At 74.8% G+C, this 18858-nt stretch carries 17 protein-coding genes, 1 other RNA gene and 1 pseudogene; 9 read left to right on the top strand and 10 right to left on the bottom strand.

Annotated features, from left to right (window positions below; all coding sequences use genetic code 11):
- The first annotated feature begins 60 nt into the window (after nucleotides 1-60).
- A complete protein-coding gene (locus ACFYNS_RS03510; protein WP_360303563.1) occupies nucleotides 61-1035 on the top strand; it encodes a hypothetical protein in 975 nt (324 codons plus the stop codon).
- A gap of 123 nt (nucleotides 1036-1158) precedes the next feature.
- On the opposite strand, the gene ACFYNS_RS03505 is transcribed toward ACFYNS_RS03510, so the two are convergent.
- A complete protein-coding gene (locus ACFYNS_RS03505; RefSeq protein WP_388600498.1) occupies nucleotides 1159-1989 on the bottom strand; it encodes a bifunctional DNA primase/polymerase in 831 nt (276 codons plus the stop codon).
- 243 nt (nucleotides 1990-2232) lie between these two features.
- Here ACFYNS_RS03505 and ACFYNS_RS03500 point away from each other — a divergent pair, with 243 nt between their 5' ends.
- On the top strand, nucleotides 2233-3078 hold the full coding sequence (locus tag ACFYNS_RS03500) for a glycerophosphodiester phosphodiesterase (RefSeq protein WP_388600868.1): 846 nt from the start codon (nucleotides 2233-2235) through the stop codon (nucleotides 3076-3078).
- Nucleotides 3079-3177: 99 nt separating this feature from the next.
- Here the strand turns inward: ACFYNS_RS03500 and ACFYNS_RS03495 are convergent, their stop codons facing one another.
- Complete coding sequence (locus tag ACFYNS_RS03495) at nucleotides 3178-3795, bottom strand: TetR/AcrR family transcriptional regulator (RefSeq protein ID WP_388600496.1); 618 nt, start codon at nucleotides 3793-3795, stop codon at nucleotides 3178-3180.
- 134 nt (nucleotides 3796-3929) lie between these two features.
- Between ACFYNS_RS03495 and ACFYNS_RS03490 the strand changes: the two genes are divergently transcribed.
- The gene (locus ACFYNS_RS03490; RefSeq protein ID WP_388600494.1) at nucleotides 3930-4100 is read left to right on the top strand and encodes a hypothetical protein; all 171 of its coding nucleotides are present in this window, start codon (nucleotides 3930-3932) and stop codon (nucleotides 4098-4100) included.
- A 111-nt stretch (nucleotides 4101-4211) separates the two neighbouring features.
- Nucleotides 4212-5018, top strand: coding sequence for a dimethylargininase (gene ddaH / locus ACFYNS_RS03485; protein WP_037707480.1), 807 nt, complete (start codon nucleotides 4212-4214; stop codon nucleotides 5016-5018).
- A 52-nt stretch (nucleotides 5019-5070) separates the two neighbouring features.
- Here ddaH and ACFYNS_RS03480 read toward each other — a convergent pair whose 3' ends face one another.
- The 3 genes from ACFYNS_RS03480 to ACFYNS_RS03470 form a co-directional block, all read right to left on the bottom strand.
- Complete coding sequence (locus tag ACFYNS_RS03480; RefSeq protein WP_388600492.1) at nucleotides 5071-6069, bottom strand: small ribosomal subunit Rsm22 family protein; 999 nt, start codon at nucleotides 6067-6069, stop codon at nucleotides 5071-5073.
- Nucleotides 6070-6162: 93 nt separating this feature from the next.
- Entirely contained in the window at nucleotides 6163-7335 is a 1173-nt protein-coding gene (locus ACFYNS_RS03475; RefSeq protein ID WP_388600489.1) for a serine hydrolase domain-containing protein, read from the bottom strand.
- Nucleotides 7317-8792, bottom strand: coding sequence for a multidrug effflux MFS transporter (locus ACFYNS_RS03470; RefSeq protein WP_388600486.1), 1476 nt, complete (start codon nucleotides 8790-8792; stop codon nucleotides 7317-7319). Before ACFYNS_RS03470 ends, ACFYNS_RS03475 begins: the two co-directional genes overlap by 19 nt.
- Before the next feature lie 180 nt (nucleotides 8793-8972).
- On the opposite strand from ACFYNS_RS03470, the gene ACFYNS_RS03465 reads away from it, so the two are divergent.
- From ACFYNS_RS03465 to ACFYNS_RS03445, 5 genes are all read left to right on the top strand, one after another.
- Nucleotides 8973-9830 (top strand): SDR family oxidoreductase, encoded by an 858-nt coding sequence (locus tag ACFYNS_RS03465; protein WP_388600484.1) that lies wholly within the window; start codon nucleotides 8973-8975, stop codon nucleotides 9828-9830.
- A 223-nt stretch (nucleotides 9831-10053) separates the two neighbouring features.
- Nucleotides 10054-11238 carry a lactate 2-monooxygenase gene (locus ACFYNS_RS03460; RefSeq protein WP_360296969.1) on the top strand — a complete coding sequence of 395 codons (1185 nt, stop codon included), beginning with the start codon at nucleotides 10054-10056 and terminating at the stop codon, nucleotides 11236-11238.
- 121 nt (nucleotides 11239-11359) lie between these two features.
- Nucleotides 11360-11770: RNase P RNA component class A (rnpB, locus tag ACFYNS_RS03455), an RNA gene on the top strand.
- Between the two features lie 197 nt (nucleotides 11771-11967).
- Nucleotides 11968-12516 (top strand): Uma2 family endonuclease, encoded by a 549-nt coding sequence (locus ACFYNS_RS03450; protein WP_388600866.1) that lies wholly within the window; start codon nucleotides 11968-11970, stop codon nucleotides 12514-12516.
- Between the two features lie 693 nt (nucleotides 12517-13209).
- Nucleotides 13210-14085: a universal stress protein gene (locus ACFYNS_RS03445; RefSeq protein ID WP_360296963.1), complete on the top strand. Its 876-nt coding sequence runs from the start codon at nucleotides 13210-13212 to the stop codon at nucleotides 14083-14085.
- A gap of 335 nt (nucleotides 14086-14420) precedes the next feature.
- Here the strand turns inward: ACFYNS_RS03445 and ACFYNS_RS03440 are convergent.
- The 5 genes and pseudogenes from ACFYNS_RS03440 to ACFYNS_RS03420 all read right to left on the bottom strand — a co-directional run.
- A pseudogene (locus tag ACFYNS_RS03440) lies at nucleotides 14421-15131 on the bottom strand (response regulator); the annotation flags it as partial.
- Nucleotides 15132-15418: 287 nt separating this feature from the next.
- Nucleotides 15419-16048 (bottom strand): hypothetical protein, encoded by a 630-nt coding sequence (locus tag ACFYNS_RS03435; protein WP_360296960.1) that lies wholly within the window; start codon nucleotides 16046-16048, stop codon nucleotides 15419-15421.
- A gap of 301 nt (nucleotides 16049-16349) precedes the next feature.
- Nucleotides 16350-17006 (bottom strand): hypothetical protein, encoded by a 657-nt coding sequence (locus tag ACFYNS_RS03430; RefSeq protein WP_360296957.1) that lies wholly within the window; start codon nucleotides 17004-17006, stop codon nucleotides 16350-16352.
- 274 nt (nucleotides 17007-17280) lie between these two features.
- A complete protein-coding gene (locus ACFYNS_RS03425; protein WP_360296954.1) occupies nucleotides 17281-18144 on the bottom strand; it encodes an isocitrate lyase/phosphoenolpyruvate mutase family protein in 864 nt (287 codons plus the stop codon).
- A gap of 128 nt (nucleotides 18145-18272) precedes the next feature.
- Nucleotides 18273-18683 (bottom strand): nitroreductase/quinone reductase family protein, encoded by a 411-nt coding sequence (locus ACFYNS_RS03420; RefSeq protein ID WP_360296951.1) that lies wholly within the window; start codon nucleotides 18681-18683, stop codon nucleotides 18273-18275.
- Between the last annotated feature and the right edge of the window lie 175 nt (nucleotides 18684-18858).

Genomic DNA, 18858 nt, shown 5'->3' with positions numbered 1-18858 from the left:
TGGGAACAGGTGAAGGGGTTGAGGGCTGGCAAGCCCCCGCGCATACCGCTGGCAGCGGCCGTGACGACCGGAGCACTGCTCGCCTCGCTCACGGGCTGTGTGACCGTGCACGGCGAGAGCGCCGTGGTCCCCGCGCTGAGCGAAGCCGAGGCGGCGAAGGTGCTCAAGACCTTCGTGGCGAAGAACAACCGCGCCAACACCGCCTACGACGCCGGGTTGAACGCCCGGATCGAGACGGGCGCCCTCGGCGCCATCGACCAGGCGGGCCTCAAGTCCCGCAAGGAGGTCCGCCCGAAGGGGAACCCGGACTACCAGCCGCTGAAGCTGACCGACACCCGCTATCTGATCCCCGAACAGGCGGGCTGGCCGAAGTTCTTCGTCACCGACTCGCGCAGCAACCGCAAGGGGCAGGGCCGCTGGCTCTTCGTCTTCCAGCGCCAGCGGGCCGACGGGCCGTGGAAGGCGTCCTACCTCTCGGTCGTCGCGCCCGATCGGATCCCCCGCTTCGCGCGGGACGAGCACGGCCGGGTGAAGACCGTGCCGGTGGGGGGCGGCTCCGGGCTGACCGTCCCGCCGGACGAACTGAGCAAGCGCTACACCCGCTATCTGCAGGAGGGCGCGGGCGACGACTTCGCGGCCGGGCGGCACACGACCGCGCTGCGCGAGAAGCGGAAGAAGGCGCTCAAGCGTGAGAACGTGCGCAACGAGTTCGCCGACCGGGCCGCGCAGCCGCCGCAGTACGCGCCGTTCGGGCTGCGCACGAAGGACGGCGGGGCGCTGGTGTTCTTCACCACTCTGCACCACCACAAGCAGACGCTGCCGCGGGGCTACAAGCCGCAGATCAAGGACCCGCTCGTGAAGGCGATGATGTCGGGCACGCCCAAGCAGTCGGTGACCTTCGTGCGGGTCTCGGAGCAGGCCGTCACCGTTCCCGCTGAGCGGGCGCGGGGGAAGTCCGGCGGCTCCGGCGGCTCCGGCGGCAAGGTCGACTTCCTGAGCCGCATCGAGGGGCTGACCGCCGCACGCGGCGAGTGAGCCCGTCCCGCCGGGCCGGGGGCGCCCCGGTCCGGCGGCGGCGTGCGCACCGCACCGGCCCCGCGGGGCCGCGGGGCCACCGGCCGGAACGGGGCGCCGCCCGGTGGCGGTCGGCGCCGGACCTCAGCGCACCGGCCAGGGGGTGTGCTCCTCCAGGCCCTCCACCGTCACGGCGTACTCCGCGCAGGCGTCGGTGAGGGTCTCCAGCAGGGCGAGGGGCTCGGGGAGCGCGTCCCCGTCCTGCGGGGGGCGCAGCCAGCGGACGCCCTCGGCCGTGTCGGGCAGCCGCGAGGGCGGCAGCAGCACGTAGCTGCCCCGGCAGTGCCAGCGCAGTCCGGGGTGCTCCTCCATCGTCTCGGGGTGGCTGTCCAACTCGCAGGGCCACCACTCGTCCTCGTCCTCGGGTGTGCCCCGGGTCTTGGTGAAGAAGAGCATCCGGTCGCCGCCGTGCAGCGCCACCGGCCCCAGCTCCGGCTCGGCGCCGGGGTCGGCCGCCCGCTCCCGCTCCTCCAGCACGGCCAGCGCCGCGTACCCCGCCTCGGCCGGGACGTCCAGCACGTCGTGGGCGCGGCCGGTGGCGGTGATGAAGTTGGCCTCCGGTTCGGCCCGCAGCCAGCGTTCGACCTGGGCGCGGTCGGTGGTGGCCTGGGTCTGCCAGGCGAAGGAGACGGGGTGTCTGCCGGGGGTCGGACAGCCGATCCGGACACAGGAGCAGCCGTACCCGGACGGGTGAGCGGCGGGGGCCAGCGGGAACCCGGCCCCGGCGGCCGCGAGCAGGAGCGTTTCGCGGTCCTGGGCCGCTTCCGCCGCGGCGGCCGGCCGGTTGCCGCGGCCGCCCCAGCGCCGTCCCCCCGAGCCGCGGCCCTGCGCCGGGGAGCCGGTGTCGGACGGCTCGCTCGTGCCGTGCCCGGCCCGGCGGCCCAGCCATCGGGCGATCCTGCTCTCGCGTTCCATCTACCGCCTCACTCCGCGACCGGGAACCATGAACTCCGAGGGTACGCAGCCCCGCGGCGCGCTGAGGCGGATTCCACGGATCGCCGATGTCCCCCTGCCATCCTGCTCCTCCCTGCGGCGGCTCCGGCGGCCGGGGTCGGGACGTCACCCGCCGGGGCGCCACCCGGCCGGACGCGCTGCCCGGCGGTCCGCCCGCTTCGCCCCTAGTTTGGGATCATGGCGACAAAGGCGGCTTCTGCTCCGATGGTCTCGTTTTTGACCCTGGCTCTCGTCGCGGTACCGGCCGCACCGGCCGCCTCGGCCGCGTCCGCCGACCCCTCGCCCCCTGGGCAGGGAGTCAGCCGCACGGTGGCACCGCGGCTCTCCCGGCTGTCCGGCACCACCGTCACGGCACACCGCGGCGGCGCCCTGGAAGTCCCGGAGAACAGCATGCAGGGGATGACCGCGACCCGGCGGCGCGGCTACGCGCATGTCCTGGACGCCGACATCCGCCGCCTGCGCGACGGGACGCTGGTGGCGATGCACGACGACACCCTGGACCGCACCACGGACCGGCACGGCAGGGTCGGCGCACTCGACTGGAAGGCGTGGCAGAAGGTGCGCCTGACCCCGAAGAGCAGCCTGCCCGGGCAGTGGCGGCCGGAGCGCCCGCCGGCCGCGCGGGAGATCCTCGACCGGTTCGGCGGGGACATCCTGCTGATGCTGGAGCTGAAGGACCCCGCGGGGCTGCCGCGGCTCGCCCGGCTGATCCGCGAGCGGCATCTGACCCGGTCGGTCCTGGTGGAGTCCAACGATCCGCGGGTCGCCGCCGCCGCGCACGAGGAGGGGCTGCTGACGGCGGTGTGGCGCTCGGCACGCCAGGCGGCCGACGACCGGCCCGAGCGCTGGAAGGACTATGTGACGATGCTCAGCATCGACCACCGGGCCGAGGCAGGGGACGTGCGCAGGGCCGTGCGCTCCGGGATCACCTACGTCTGGTCGCACACGGTCAACACGCGCGCGGCCCGGGACCGGATGCTGAGGCTGGGCTGCGAGGGCATCGTCACCGACCGGCCGGGCAGCCTGGCACCCACCGGGGCGGAGCCGTGACGGCGGGCGGCGCGTGCCGGGGAGGTCGGCGCCGGGAGTTCGGTCCGCCGTGCGGTCCCTGGTGCCGCGCGGGGTCCGGTTCCCGGTGAGGTGCGGGGTTCAGTTCCCGGCGGGCCGCGGCGTGAGCGCGCGCAGGACCAGTTCGACCAGCCCGTCGGTGAACTCGTGGGTGAGCGGGCCGGTGCGGTTGAGCCAGCGCTGCTGGAAGGGGCCGAGCAGCAGCTCGACGGCGAGGTCGGGATCCACGGCGGGGTCGATCTGCCCGGCACGCTGCGCGGCGCGCAGCCGTTCCGCGTACAGCTTCCGGCCGGGGCCCTGGAGCCGGACGGCGAACTGCTCGGCCAGCTCGGGATCGGCGGCCGAGGCGACGGCCAGTGCGCGGTAGGGCGCCTCGAACCCGGCGTCGGAGAACTCGTCCGCGGTGGCCCGCAGCACTGCCTTGAGGTCGGCCTCCAGGTCTCCGGTGTCGGGCAGGCCACCGCCGTGCTCCTCGGTGTGGACCAGGTCGGTGAACGCCTCCAGCAGCACCGCAGCCTTGGAGGGCCACCAGCGGTAGATGGTCTGCTTGCCGACGCCGGCCCGCGCGGCGATCGCCTCGATGGTCAGCCTGGGATACCCGACCTCGCCGACCAGTTCGACGCTGGCCCGCAGGATGGCGGTGCGGGAGTGCGCGCTGCGGCGGGAGACGTCGGGATTCTTCGGGGTCGCGGAGGGCATGCCCCGAATCTAGCAGCGCTTCGAGACGAGACGAACCGTCTTGACAGGGCGGAGCGTCCCGCTCATCCTTTCCTCCGGGGCGAGACGATACGTCTCGCCCCGATCAGGGTCCGGCACGAGGAGAGGAGACGCTCATGAGCAAGGGACGCGGCGGAAGGATGCTCGGTTCGGCGGGGTCCGCAGCCACCTGTCCCGGCAGCCGGCTCCGCGGCTCCGGGGGCGGCCCAGGCGCTCCCACGGGCGGGAACGACCCGCAGGCCCAGAAGCGCGAACTGCTGTGCACGCTCCGGGAGTCCCGCAGGTGACCCGCCCGCCGCCGGGCACTCACACGTACTTGACCGGCAATCCACACGAACAGGCTCCTCAGGGAGCACCATGGGCGCACCGCATCACGCACGTTCCCTGAGGAGCCTGAGATGTACGCAACCCGTCGCTATCTGATGTGTCCTCCGTCCCACTTCCGCGTCACCTACTCCATCAACCCCTGGATGGACCCCGGCAAGCCCGTGGACCTGCCCCTCGCACTCGCCCAGTGGGAGGCGCTCCGCGACCGCTACCGCGCCCTCGGGCACACCGTCGAGCTTCTCGACCCCGTACCGGAGCTGCCCGACATGGTGTACGCCGCCAACGGCGCGACCGTCGTCGACGGCCGCGTGCTCGGCGCCCGGTTCGCGCACCCCGAACGCGCCGGGGAGGCGGCCGCACACCGCGACTGGTACCGCGCGCACGGCTTCGGCGACGTGACCGAACCCACGCACATCAACGAGGGCGAGGGCGACTTCGCCGTCACCGCCTCCTGGCTGCTGGCCGGGCGCGGCTTCCGCAGCAGTCCGCTCTCCCACGGCGAGGCCCAGGAATTCTTCGGGCGCCCGGTCATCGGCCTCGACCTGGTGGACCCGCGCTACTACCACCTCGACACCGCGCTGTGCGTGCTGGACCCCGAGGCGGAGGACGTGATGTACCACCCCGCGGCCTTCTCCCCCGGCAGCCGGGCCGTGCTCGCGCGGCTGTTCCCCGACGCGCTGCTCGCCGAGGAGCCCGACGCGCTCGCCCTCGGCCTCAACGCCGTCAGCGACGGGCGGCACGTCTTCCTGCCCGAGGCCGCCACCGGCCTCTTCGCGCCCCTGCGGGACCGCGGCTACGAGCCCGTGCCGGTGGACCTGACCGAACTGCTCAAGGGCGGCGGCAGCGTCAAGTGCGTCACCGCCGAACTGCGGTCCTAGCCGGCTCCGGGCCTGCTGAGCGGACCCGGGCGGCGGGAACCGCGCCGCGCGGTCACCACGGGTCGCCCCAGGCGGCCTTGCGGGCCGCGCGGTAGTCGGCGCCCGCCCGCTTGGTGACGGGACGGCGGTGCACGGCGCCGCCGTCCTCGCACAGGTCCAGCAGCACCTGCCCCTTGCGGAGCTGCGGCCTGCGGACGATCCGGGCGCCCGCGGGGGTGCCCGGCACCGTCTCCCGCACCGCCGCCACGTAGCTGAACTTCTCGTCCTCGTACGGCAACTCGCCGCCCTTCACCCGGCGGTGCAGCGAGGAGCGGGCGACCCGCACCGCGAAGTGGCACCAGTCCTGGCCGGGCACCAGCGGGCAGGCCCCGTCGTGCGGGCACGGCGCCAGCACCCGCAGCCCCGCCCCCAGCAGCGCGTCCCGAGCCGCGCGGATCCGCAGATAGCCCTCCGGGGTCCCGGGCTCCACCAGCACCACGGCGCCCCGGGCCGCGCGCGCCGCCGCGTCCACCACGGCGTGCCGGTCCGCCTCGGCGAGCTCCCCCAGCACGTAGGAGACGGTCACCAGATCGGCGGACGCCGGCTCCGGCAAGCCGCCACCCGCCGCACCGCCGCCGCGCAGCGAGCCGCGGCGCCACTCGGCCCCGCGCAGCGCCGCCACCCCGGACGCCAGCTCGCGGCCCAGCGCGAGAGCCGGCTCCGCCCAGTCGAGGACGACCGTCGTGCGGGCCGCCCGCTCGGCCCGCCACACGCGCTCCGCCGCCCACACCGCGGCGCCCGTGCCGCCGCCCACGTCCAGGTGGCTGCCGGGGGTCCAGTCCCCGGCGCGCTCGGCCAGCTCGGCCAGCGCGGCGGAGGCGGCGGCGAAGGTGGCGGGCATCCGGTAGGCGGCGTAGGCGGCCGCGTCGGCGGCGTCCCGCAGCACGGGAGCGCCGGTGGGGGTCTCCCCGCGGTAGTGGGCGATCAGCCGCTCGACGGCGCCCGACGCCTGCCGCGCGGGCAGCCCGTCCAGCGCTGCGGCGAGCGCGCCGCGCAGTTCTTGCTCGATCACTGCTCCAGTGTAGGAAGTCCGCCGGCGGCAGGCTCCGGCGCCGGGCGCCGCCGGGGCCCGCCGGGCGCTGACCGCAGGGCCCGGCGGCGGCGCTCACCGCACGGCGCGGGCCAGCAGGCCGGCCGCGGCGGCGCGCGGAGCACTGTCGGGGGGCCGGCGTACCGGGTGGACGGTGTTGGCGAGGAGCACCAGGAAGGTGTCCGTCACCGGATCGAGCACCAGGCTGGTCCCGGTGAAACCGGTGTGCCCGGCGCCCCGGGAGCCGGGCCCGGCGAGCTCGCCCATGAACCAGGGGGCGCCGGTGCGGAAGCCGAGGCCGGGCGGTTCCAGGAGCTGGGCGGCCGAGGAGGGCGCCAGGATGCGGGCGGGCCCGTAGGAGCCGCCCGACAGCAGGGTGCGGCAGAGGACCGCGAGGTCGCGGGCGGTGGAGAAGAGCCCGGCGTGCCCGGCCACCCCGCCCATGGCGTAGGCGTTCTCGTCGTGGACCCGGCCGTGGACCAGGCCCCGGTTGAGCTTGGCCCACGGTCTTCGCATGTCCTCGGTCGCGGCGATCCGGTTGCGCCAGGGGCGGGGCGGGTTGAAGCGGGTGTGGCGCATCCCGAGCGGTGTGGTGATGCCCTCCCGCACCAGGACGTCCAGCGTCCGGCCCGTCACCTGGTACAGCACGCTCTCCAGCAGCAGCAGGTTGAGGTCGGAGTACAGGTGGGCGGAGCCCGGCTCGGTCAGCGGCTTCTCGGCCCACAGCAGCTCCGGGTGCTCGGCGGTGTTGTGCTCGTAGAAGGGCAGCTCGGCACGGAGTCCGGAGGTGTGGGTCAGCAGGTGGCGGACGGTGATGCCGTGGTCGGTGACCGGCGCGGCGCCCGCCTGGAGGTGGTCGGCGACGAGCCCGTCCAGCGCGAGCGCACCCCGCTCGATCTGCTGGACGGCGGCGATGGCGGTGAACAGCTTGGTGAGCGAGGCGAGGTCGAAGACCGTGTCCACCCGCATGGGCAGCCACTCCTGGCGCGGCAGCTCGACCGGGAGCCCGGCGGCGGGATCCCAGGCGGCGTACCGCAGCGCCCAGCCGGTGGCGTGCTCCAGCGCGACGCAGGGACCGCGGCCGGCCAGCACGACGGCGCCCGCGCACCAGCCCGCCGCAGGCAGTGCGTCGGTGCTGTCGGCCAGCTCGGCCAGCCGTCCGTCGTCGAGCCCGGCCTTCTCCCGGAAGCGGCGCCGCGCCTCGGCACCGTCCAGGGAGGCCACGCTCCTCAGTCTCGTACGCGCCATGGGCGGCAGAGTGCCACGAAGGCGAGGGCGGCGAGGGTGACGGCACCGAACTGGACCAGCGCCATGGGCACGGCGGTCTGCTCGCCCGCCACTCCGACCAGCGGGGAGGCGGCGGCGCCGACGAGGAACTGCGAGGTGCCCAGCAGCGCCGAGGCCGAGCCGGCCGCGTGCGGGGTGCGCATCAGGGCCTGGGAGTTGGCGTTCGGCATGATCAGCCCCATCCCGGACATCAGCACGCACAGCGCGGTGGCCAGCGGCGCCAGCCCCGCGTGCCCGAACACCCCGGTGGTCAGCACCAGCAGTGCCACGGTCGCGGCGCCGACCATGCACAGCCCGAAGGCGAGCACCCGGTCCAGGGACACCCGGCCGACCAGGACCTTCCCGTTGAGCTGCCCGAAGGCGACCAGCCCGATGGAGTTGACCATGAACAGCAGGCTGAAGGTCTGCGGCGAGGCGCCGTAGATCTCCTGGACGACGAACGGCGAGGCCGCGACGTAGGAGAACAGCGCCGCGAAGGCGAGGCTGGAGGCGAGCAGGTACCCGGTGAAGACCCGGTCGGCGAGCAGCCCGCGCATGGTGCGCAGCGCGTCCGGCAGCCCGCCCTTGTGCCGGCGTGCGGCCGGCAGTGTCTCGGGCAGCTTGCGCAGCACGACGAGGACGAGCAGCAGGCCGATCCCGGCCAGGATGCAGAAGACGCCGCGCCAGTCGGTGAAGCGCAGCACCTGGGCGCCCAGGACGGGGGCGAGGACCGGTGCGGTTCCGGAGATCAGCATGAGAGTGGAGAAGAACCGCGCCATGGCCAGCCCGTCGTACAGGTCGCGGACGACGGCGCGGGCTATCACCACCCCGGCGGCGCCCGCGAGTCCCTGGGCGAGCCGGAAACCGGTGAGGGTGGCGGCGGTGGGAGCCAGCGCACAGGCGAGGCTCGCCAGGATGTAGCAGCCCATGCCGACCAGCAGCGGGCGCCGCCGACCGAAGCGGTCGCTCATCGGACCCGCGACGAGCTGACCCACGGCCAGCCCGACGAGGCAGGCGGTGAGGGTGAGCTGGGCGCCGGCGGCCGGGATGTGGAGCGCTCCGCTGACCTCCGGGAGGGCCGGGAGGTACATGTCGATGGAGAGGGGCGGGAGCGCGGTCAGTCCGCCGAGGATGAGGGTGAGCAGCAGCCCGGCGCGACGGCGGCGGGTCAGTTCGGGGGCGGCGGCCGCGGCGGTGCCCGACCCGGTGGAGGCGGACCCCGGGGGATCGGACTGCGCGGCGTCGGTCTGCACGTCCTCGGGTGTGGCGTCTTCGGGTGTCGCGGCCGGGGCGTTGACGGACGCTGCTTCCCGGGCGGTGCGGGCGCCGCGCGCGGACGGTGCCGCGAGGTGCGGGTGTTGCGGATGCTGCGGGTGGTGCCGGTGCTGCGGGGCGTCGGCGGGTACGGCGGCCGGTTGCTGGGGGCCGGTCTTGGTCATGCACCTCTCCAGGAGATTGTCACGGACTCGAACATTCTCCCAGGAATTCCGGTACGGGCCCACACGTTTGTTCCCCCTCCCCCTCGTCCCCTTCCCCCCTCCCGTTCTCCTCCCGGGCGCAGAACCGGATCGCCGCGCAGCCGGGATCGCCCGGCGGGCAGGCCCGCGTACGCTGCGCCCATGACGCGCGAGAACCACCCGACCCACGGGGCACACGAGGCGGCTCAGGCCGGCGACGCACCGGGCTCCCGGACCGCCGAGCGGGCCGCGCCGACCGCCGAGAGGGTGGCCCGGACCGCCGGCACGGCCCTGGTGACCGGAGCCGGCTCCGGAATCGGCCGGGCCGTCGCCCTCACCCTCGCCGACGCGGGCTGGACGGTCGTGCTCGCGGGCCGCCGCCGGGCGTCGCTGGAGCAGACCGCGCAGCTCGCCGGAGGCGCCGCCACCCGGTGCGTCCCCGCGGACGTCACCGACCCGGCCGCCGTCACCGCGCTGTTCGACTCCGTACGGGAGCACGAGGGCCGGCTCGACCTGCTGTTCAACAACGCGGGCACGTTCGGTCCCGCCGTACCGCTGGCGGACCTCTCCTTCGAGGACTGGCGCGCGGTCGTGGACGTCAACCTGCACGGCGCCTTCCTCTGCGCCCAGGCCGCCTTCCGGCTGATGAAGGACCAGCAGCCGCGCGGTGGCCGGATCATCAACAACGGCTCGATCTCCGCCCACACCCCGCGGCCCGGCTCGATCGCCTACACCGCCACCAAGCACGCGATGACGGGCCTCACCAAGTCCCTGTCCCTGGACGGCCGCGCCCACGACGTCGCCTGCGGTCAGATCGACATCGGCAACGCCGCCACGGAGATGACGGCCGCCATGTCCCAGGGCGTCCCCCAGGCCGACGGGAACCGCGCCCCGGAGCCGACCATGAACGCCGACGACGTGGCACGCACCGTCCTGCACATGGCCTCCCTGCCGCTGGAGGCCAACGTCCAGTTCGCCACCGTGCTGGCCACCAAGATGCCGTACATCGGCCGGGGCTGAGCGGCTTCCCGGGCCGGGCACCGGCACCGCGGGCGGCCCCGCGGTGATGGAGGTACCGGCAGGGCCGGCCGCACGGATGCGCGCGGCGCCGTCCGTGCCTGCACGACCGACAGCGCCTGCGGTGCCGCCGGTGCGTTCGGGCCGCCGGTGCCGTCCGGGGTGTGGCCATCGGCCGCCGGGGCGGAGAGACTCGGCGCGCAGCGACCCGTGAAGGAGCCCGCACGTGACCGACCCCGCACCCCCGCCGGAGAACTTCGCCGGCTACCAGAACGAGATATACCTGCACGGCCTCGAGGACCGGGTACCGCCCTTCACCACGGATGCCACCAGACTCGGCGCCTCGGCCCGCGAACGGCTGGACGCGGGCGCCTTCGGCTACGTCGCCGGAGCCGCGGGCTCCGGCGCCACGCACCGCGCCAACCGCGAGGCGTTCGACCACTACCGCCTGATCCCGCGCATGCTCACCGACGCCACCGACCGCGACCTGCGGACGCGGGTACTGGGCACCGCCATGCCCGCACCGGTCGTCCTCGCCCCCCTCGGCGTCCAGTCGATCCTGCACCCGGACGGCGAGACGGCGACGGCCCGCGCCGCCGCCTCGCTCGGCCTGACAGCGGCCCTGTCGACCGCCTCGTCCTACTCGCTCGAGGAAGTGGCCGAGGCAAGCGGAAACGCCCCGCGCTGGTTCCAGCTCTACTGGCCGAACGACGACGAGGTGTGCGTCAGCATCCTGCGGCGGGCCCGCGCCGCCGGCTACAGCACGCTGGTCGTCACCCTCGACACCTGGACGCTGGCCTGGCGCCCGCAGGACCTGGACCAGGCGTATCTGCCGTTCATCCGCGGGGTCGGCACCGCCATCCCGTTCTCGGACCCGGCCTTCCGGGCGGGCCTGGACAAGCCCCCGGAGGAGGACCTGGGCGCCGCGGTGCTGCGCTGGGTCCCGATGTTCACGGGGACCGACAGATCGTGGGACCGGCTGCCGTTCCTGCGGCAGCACTGGGACGGTCCGATCGCCCTCAAAGGCATCCAGCACCCCGACGACGCCCGCCGGGCCGCCGACGCGGGCATGGACGGCGTGATCGTCTCCAACCACGGCGGCCGCCAGGTCGACGGCGCCATGGCCTCCCTCGACGCGCTCCCGGGCGTGGTCCGGGCGGTGGAGGGCACCGGGCTGGACGTCCTGTTCGACTCCGGCGTCCGCACCGGCTCCGACGCCCTCAAGGCGCTCGCGCTCGGCGCCCGCGCGGTCCTGCTCGGCCGCCCGTTCGCCTACGGGCTGGCGCACGGCGGCGAGGACGGCGTCCGGCACGTGCTGCGCTCGTTCCTCGCCGATCTGCACCTCACCCTGGGCCTGTCCGGCCACCGCACGCCGGACGAGCTGAGCCCGGACGACCTCTGGCACCGCTGACCGCGCGGCGCCGAGCCCGCGGAGCCGCGAAGGGACCGCCCGGGGTCCCCGGCGGTCCCGGGGCCCCCGGGCGGGCACCGCCTCCGGGCCGGGCGGCGGGTAGGATGGGGCACACGGCGGACGAGCCGGCCGGGCGGCCGCGTCGGGGGCGTGCAGCGCTCTCGCCGAGGAACGTCCGGGCTCCACAGGGCAGGATGGTGGGTAACGCCCACCCGGGGTGACCCGCGGGACAGTGCCACAGAAAACAGACCGCCGGACCCGTCTTCGGACGGCAGTCCGGTAAGGGTGAAACGGTGGTGTAAGAGACCACCAGCGCCCAGGGTGACCTGGGCGGCTCGGTAAACCCCATCCGGAGCAAGGTCAAGAGGGGCCGCGACGCGGCCCTGCGCGGATGTTCGAGGGCGACCCGTCCGAGTCCGCGGGTGGACCGCACGAGGCCGGTGGCAACACCGGTCCCAGATGGATGGCCGCCACCCCGGCCGCCGCGAGGCGGCCGAGGCCACAGAACCCGGCGTACAGGCCGACTCGTCCGCCCCCTCCGGGCACTCTGACCAGGGCAGGGCTGGTATCCGGCCGGCGACCGCGACCCGCGCATACGCACTCCACCCGCGAGGGCATCGACTACGCTGACACCAGTCGCGTGGCCTGTGTCCACAGTTCGGGCCCGAGGCCCGCTCATCTTCCTGAAGGCGCCTGGAGGAAGCCGTGACCGCCGAACTCCCCGACTGGATGATCCCCCCCAGGCCGAGCGGTTGGGAAGCGGACGACCTCGACCATCTTCCCCAGGCGCCGCGGCACACCGAGTTGATCGACGGAGCCCTGATCTTCATGCTGTCGCCGCAGCGATCCTGGCACTCCCGGCTCGTGGAGAACCTCACCTTCGCCCTGCGGCAAGCCGTCCCCGGCGGGTTCGAGGCCGAGCGGGAGATGACCGTCCGCCTCGACAAGAAGAGCCGCCCCGAACCGGACATCCTGGTCAGCAGCGCGGCGTACGACCCCGACCGGACCTGGTACGCACCCGAGGACCTCGCACTCGTCGTCGAGGTCGTCTCCGAGGAATCGGCCGACCGCGACCGGTCGCTGAAGCCCTTCAAGTACGCGCAGGCCGGGATCCCCCACTTCTGGCGCATCGAGGACGAGGGCGGCGCCCCCACGGTCCACACCTACGAACTCGACGCCATGACCGGCTCCTACGTCGCCACCGGCATCCACCGGGCCCGGTTGAAGCTCGCCGTCCCGTTCCCGCTGGACCTCGACCTCCACGCGCTGGTGCCCTGACGCCCGGCCCACCACGCTCGTCCCGGTCTGCGCGCACCGATCGCGAAGCGCACGGTCCCGGCACCTCACGCGGCAAGCCGCCGAGCGGCTCCTTCCGAGGCGATCCGGTGGCCACGTGGCCGCCGCCCGGCCGAGCAGCCGCCCGGACCGGGGCCTTCGGCCCTGTGGGCGGGACCTGCGGGCCTGGCTCGCAGGAGCTGTTCCCTGCTGAGCTTGTACGACGTTCGAACTCTTGCAGGAGCCTGATCCCCGGCCACCGATCGGGCCATGTGCACGAGCCGGGCGGGCGTACCGCGGCGGCGCCGTCCGCGGCCGGTGCGACGTGAAGAAAACCGTACCCGGGGGCTCGATGCTCCCGGCCCCGAGGGCCATGCCGTCGACGACCCGGCGCCGCGCCGCACGCTGCCGCTGGACCGGCACGAGGCTCTGCGCCTGCTGGCCGGGCCGCCGCCACCGCACCGTGTCCGCACCCCGGTCCCGGGCCGGGCACCGCCTGACCGGGCCGGCCGCCTCGCTCTCCGGGCCCGGTCGGCCGGACGGACAGGGCCGGTCGGCCCTCCCGGCGCACACCCGTGCGAGCCGATGCTGAAGCCGTGGGACGACACCGCGCCCCACGGCACACCACGAGCGTCACGACACATCGGCCCCACGGCCCGGAGGGTGACCGTGCGGCGGAGGACAGGCGGGAAGAGCATGACGGACACGGTGATCACGGCCGGGGTCGACGGCTCCACCGAGAGCATGGCCGCGGTGGACTGGGCGGCCGACGAGGCCGTACTCCACGGCACGCCGCTGCGGCTGGTGCACGCCTGGCTCTGGCAGCCCCTGAACGTGCCGGTCGAGCAGGAACGGGAGACCGAGGAGCGGGCCGCGAACGCCATCCTGCGCGAGGCCCGGGACCGGGTGACCCGGCGCCACCCGGACCTGCCGTGCACTGCGACGATCCTCCCGGACAAGGCGGTTCCGGCGCTGCTGCAGGAGACCCGGCAGGCCCGGAGCCTGGTGCTGGGCACCCGAGGGCACGGGCGGCTGCTGGGCTTCCTCCTGGGTTCGTGCGGGCAGCAGGTGGTCGCGGCGGCCGAATGCCCGGTGGTCTCGGTCCGCGCCACGGATCCGGAAGCGCGCCCGGCCGACGACGCCGAGGTGGTGGTCGGACAGCAGGGCACCCCGCAGGAGAGCGCCGACGTCCTGGAGTTCGCCTTCCGGGCAGCCGCTGCCCGGAAGGCCACCCTGCGGGCGGTACGGGCCTGGAACCTGCCGCCGGTCCAGACGTACGCGCTGACCGGACTGGGGGCGATGGAGGAAGCCGACGGCCCCGTCCCGTACGAGAAGAAGGCGCTGAGCGAAGCCCTCGCACCCTGGCGGGACCGCTATCCGCAGGTCCCGGTGGTCGAGCACGTCGAACTGGCCGGCGGCGGGCAGGCGCTGCTGTCGGCGTCCGAGGGAGCGCGGTTGGTGGTTCTCGGGCGCCGGGTGCGGCGTTCGCACTTCGGTACCCACATCGGCTCGGTCGCCCAGGCGGTGCTGCACCACGCGCGCTGTCCGGTGGCCGTCGTCCCGCACGCCTGACCCCGTCCGACCACGTCGGCGGTGGCCGAATCCGCACCGGCGGAGGCCAGTTCCACGATGGCGGCCGGTCCCCGACCGGCGCTCGTCCGCCGCCACGGGCCGCCGCCAGGGGCCGCCGTCACCGGTCGCCGTCGCCGGTCGGCAGCGGAGGCCGCCGCACCAGATGGCTGCCGCCGCCGTCCCCGCGCCGCCGTGCTCTCGAAGACCCGCGCGCCGTGGCTCGCGGGCGCATCCGGCCCGCGCGGGCGGAGCCCGGGCGGCAGGGTCGGTACCGCCGGCGCCGCCGGGGGCCGCCGGGGGCCGCCCGGCGCACCGTCCGTCGCGGCTCCGGACAGCTGGGCGGCGAGCACCGCCGCCTGCACCCGGCGTTCGACGCCCGCGCCCAGCGTGGCGAGCAGCCGGGAGAGATTGTTCTTGACGGTCTTCTCCGCGAGGCAGAGGCGGCGGCCGATCTCGCGATTCGTCAGCCCCTCGTCCACCAGAGCGAGGATGTCCCGCTCCCGCTCGGTCAGCGGCGGCAAGTCCCGGCTGCTGCTCCTCCTGCGTGGGCTCGTCGCGCAGTCGGGCCCTCACCAGGGCCGCCGCGCCCGGGTCCGGGTCCGGGTCCGGGTCCGGGTCCGGGTCCGGGTCCGGGTCCGGGTCCGGGTCCGGGTCCGGGTCCGGGTCCGGGTCCGGGTCCGGGTCCGGCAGGGACTGTCCCGAGGCCACGGTCCGTACGGCGGACACCGGGTCCGTACCGGTGATCTGCTTCGGCGCGCAGCCCGACGCGCGGGCCAGGATGGCGTCCGGCAGCGCCTCCTCGTCGTCGAACGAGGTCAGCATCAGGCAGGCCCGCTCCGGCATCCGGGAACACAGCTCCCGGCAGACGCTCACCCCCTCACCGTCCGGCGGTCGCACGTCCAGCACCGCGACGTCGGGGCGCAGCGCGGGGATGCGGGCCGGCGCATGCTCGGCGGTGTGCCGGCCTCGTCGACCACCGTCAGGGCGGATTCGGTGTCCAGCAGGTCGTGCGCCCCTCGGCGTACCACCTCGTGGTCGTCGAGCAGGAAGACCCCCGACCGGCTTCCGCGTCGTGGCGGCGTCGTCCGTCCTCAAGCAGCTCCGTCGTCCCGGCTCGCCCGCTCACCGCAGACACGCGGGGACTTCCTCGACAGGACGCGCCGCGGCGGGGCGGATCGGCCAGGCCCGACCGGCCCCACCTGGCACGTCGGTCCGGAGGGCGCGCGTGGCGGCAGGGTCCGAACGCCGCGGCGGGGTGCGACGGAACGCCGAAGGGGCGGCCGTGGTCGGCCGCCCCTTCGGTACACGTCCGCGTCGTGCTCCCCCTCGGCGGTCAGCGGAGCCAACGGTTCCGGCGCACCAGCGGCTGCCGCTCCCACCAGCTCCCCAGGCCCCAGGTACGACCCGCGCAGGTCACCGCGAGAACCATCAGGAGAGCCGCGTAGAGCACGTGGTAGTCCACCAGCGGGTTGGTGGACATGCTCGGCGCCCCGTCGGAGAGGTGACGCGCGGGCGGCCACTCCGCGGCCCACATCAGCGCCATCATCAGCGTTCCGGCGACCGCGGTGGCCCGGAGCGCCACCCCGCTCGCCAGTGCGACGCCGATGCCCAGCAGCCCCAGCATGAACAGCCAGTCCGCCCACGCCGCTCCGGCCCAGGAATGGAAGACCTCCTCCAGCGGACCTGCGGAGACGCCGCTGAGGAAACCCCGGGTCGGTGAGCCCCCGTCGATCCAGCCCTTGCCGGCCGGGGTCGCGTAGCCCCAGCCGAAGGTCTTGTCGCCGAAGGCCCACAGGAAGGTGAGCGCCGTCAGCAGCCGAGCGGCGGCCGCGGTACGGGCCGGAGCCGCGGATCCGGCTGCCGGATGCCCGGGCACCGCGGAGGTGCCGGGGTCCGGGACGGGGGCGGAGCCGTTCGTCAGGTCCCGGTCGGTGCGAGGTCCCGGTCGCTGGTGCAGTGCCATGGCGGGTTCCCTTCCACGAGGAGACGCACTGTGCGTGTCCATGACCACCTTGTCGGCCGTTTCCTCACGCGGCGCCGGGCGAACGGGGTACGGACTCGGCACCGCCGGCCCCTTCCGCCGGGGACCATCGGTCCCCGGAGGGGCTTCAGACGTGCGGCACCGCTGCCACCGGCGCGGCGCAGTGGTGCGGCGCAGCGGTGCGGCGCAGGTGCGGCGCCGCGGATGTCGCGGAACCGGTGCGGAGCCCCTGCCGGACCGAGGCCGGACGGGGGGGCGGAGCGGGACAGGCCGCAGCGGTCGATCAGGCGCTGATCGTGCGCAGGAAGTGGTCGGCGTCCTCCGGCTCGCCGAGGCGGCCGACCTGGATCCAGGATCCGTCGGCGAAGCGGATCCTGAACGTGGCGAACCCGCGCGGCTGGCCCGCCTCGCCTTCGAGCCGGGCCGCGTCGAGGGGGAACTCCGCGACGGGCAGGAAGTCCCCGGCCTTCATGGGTGACAACCTGCGGCGCGGGGAGGCGGCCAGGCAGATGCGGTCGTGCGCCAGCATGACCAGTCGACGAGGGTTGGGCGAGTGGCCGTACCAGCGCAGCAGCAGCCGGCCGGCGGTCAGGTTCCAGTCGCCGTCGAAGACGCCGTCGGCCGGATCGTCCACGCGATCATCCGCAGCGCCGCGGTCGCGGGTGGAACGCTGCGGGCCCGCGCTCCCCGTCCCCGGTGTGCGAGCGGTCTTCTTGCCGAGCTTGTCGATCAGCATCATCGGCACGACGACGAAGAAGAACACGACGGCGCCGACGTACAGCAGCCAGTGGTGCCCCGGCTTCAACCGCCCCTTGCCGACGGCACGGTGCACATCCTTCGGCGGCACGGGAAGGGGCTTGTGGAGCTCGCACCAGACCAGCGCCGCGGGCTTCCCGCCGAGAATCTCCCGCGCCCGCCGCTGCACCTTGCGCTTCGCCATGCCCGACATCGTAGACAGGCCCGCCGTTCGCCTCCCCGCCCACCCGGAGGCCGCGGGCACGTGGAGCAGGGCGCTCGGCTGCCCGCGAGCCCGGCCGGGCTCGAGCCCTCCCTCAAGGTCACTGGCCCCCCGTGTGCGTTCTGTTCCTGATGGTGCTCGGACCGCTGACCGTCCGCCCCGCCCAGCCCATCGCCGTCCGGTTGGCACGAAGCCGCAAAGGGCCGCGTCGATGTCCCCCGTCGGGCTGCGGCTCGCGTCTCCCCGACGGTCGGGGTCACTCCCCCGGCCCGGCCGGAGCGGCGGGTGTCATCAGTGCGTTGGCCTCGGCGTAGGGGATCGCGTCCGCGCCGAAGGTGAAGGTGCCCAGCTCCTGGATCTCCCGGGCCGCGCGGACGACGGCGCCGAGCGCGGCCCGGGAGAGCGCGGAACCCACGCTGATCCGGCGCACGCCCAGCGCACCGAGTTCACGCACGCTCAGCCGCAGGGCGGGCGATCCCATCAGCACGTTCACCGGGCGGCCGACGGAGGAGCAGACCGCGCGGATCGCGTCGGCGTCCGGCAGCGCGGGCGCGTAGAGCACATCGGCGCCCGCCTCCTCGTACGCCTGGAGGCGGCGGATGGTGTCGGGCAGGTCGGGCCGTCCCTGGAAGAAGTTCTCGGCGCGGGCGGTGACGGTGAAGGGGAAGTCGAGTTCCCGGGCGGCGGCGACGGCCGCGGCGACCCGCTCGGCCGCCTCTCCCAGGGGACGGACGGGGTCGTCGTCCCGGCCGGTGGAATCCTCGACGGAGCCCCCGACCAGACCGGCCGCGGCGGCGCGCCGGATCGTCTCGGCGACGTCGTCGGGCGTCTCGCCGAAGCCGCTCTCCAGGTCGGCGGAGACCGGCAGCGGCGTGGCTTCGGCGACGGCCCTGGCGTTGTCGAGGAGCACGTCCCGGGTGACGCGGCTGTCCGGCAGTCCGCGGGCATGCGCCAGGCCCGCGCCGGTGGTGGCCAGCGCCGCGAAGCCGAGCCCGCTCAGGACCCGCGCGGTCCCGGCGTCCCACGGGTTGGGCACCACGAAGGGGTCGGGACCCTCGTGCAGCGCCCGGAAGGTGACGGCACGGCGGTACTGGTCGGGGACGGCCGCGGACTGCTGCATGGTGGGCCCTCTCTGCGGTGCGCGGGTTCGCTCTGTGCACTGCTCCGGGACGCCGTGCGGACGCGGACCCGCGCCCCCGTCGCCCGGGATCGGCCGGGATCGGCCGGGATCGGCCGGGATCGGCCGGGTCACTCCGCGTCAAGGTCGACGCGGACGGTCAGCAGATCGGTGCCCACCGCGCGGACCACGGCGCTGTTCAGCCGCGGCAGCGCGGCGAGGCGGGCGTACGGGTCGTCGTCGGGGAGGAGGCGGGCCGTCCCGGTGTACCAGCGGCCGGAGGCCCGGACCCGCACCCGCGGGTCGGCGCGGATGTTGCGCACGTACTGCGCCCGGTCACCGTGTTCGGACACCAGCCAGAACCGCCGCCCCTCGCGGCGCCCGCCGACCGGGGTGCGGCGCGGGACACCGCTGCTGCGGCCCGTGGTCTCCAGCAGGGTCTGACCCGGCATCCGTCGGGAGAGCGGATTGACCACATGGCGCTGAAGCGCCGTGACGGCCCGGAACTTCGCCGCACTCCCCTTGCCCGCCGCTCCCGCCATGTGCGTTCCTTCCTTCGTCCGCCGAGCGGCCCCGCCGCGCTGTCGGCGGGGCCTTCCGTCCACACGCAGCCAGCATGATGGTTACGGATGTCCAGGAGTCTGCCACCGGCCACTGACAACGGCTCCGGAACGACGACCGGCGGGCCGTCCGTCGCCCGCGGCATCCGGCCCCGTC

The sequence above is a fragment of the Streptomyces sp. NPDC006925 genome (genome assembly GCF_042869575.1).
Taxonomy (GTDB): Bacteria; Actinomycetota; Actinomycetes; order Streptomycetales; family Streptomycetaceae; genus Streptomyces.
The sequence above is the reverse complement of the archived record's forward strand: the minus strand, read 5'-3'. Positions and strand labels throughout refer to the sequence as shown.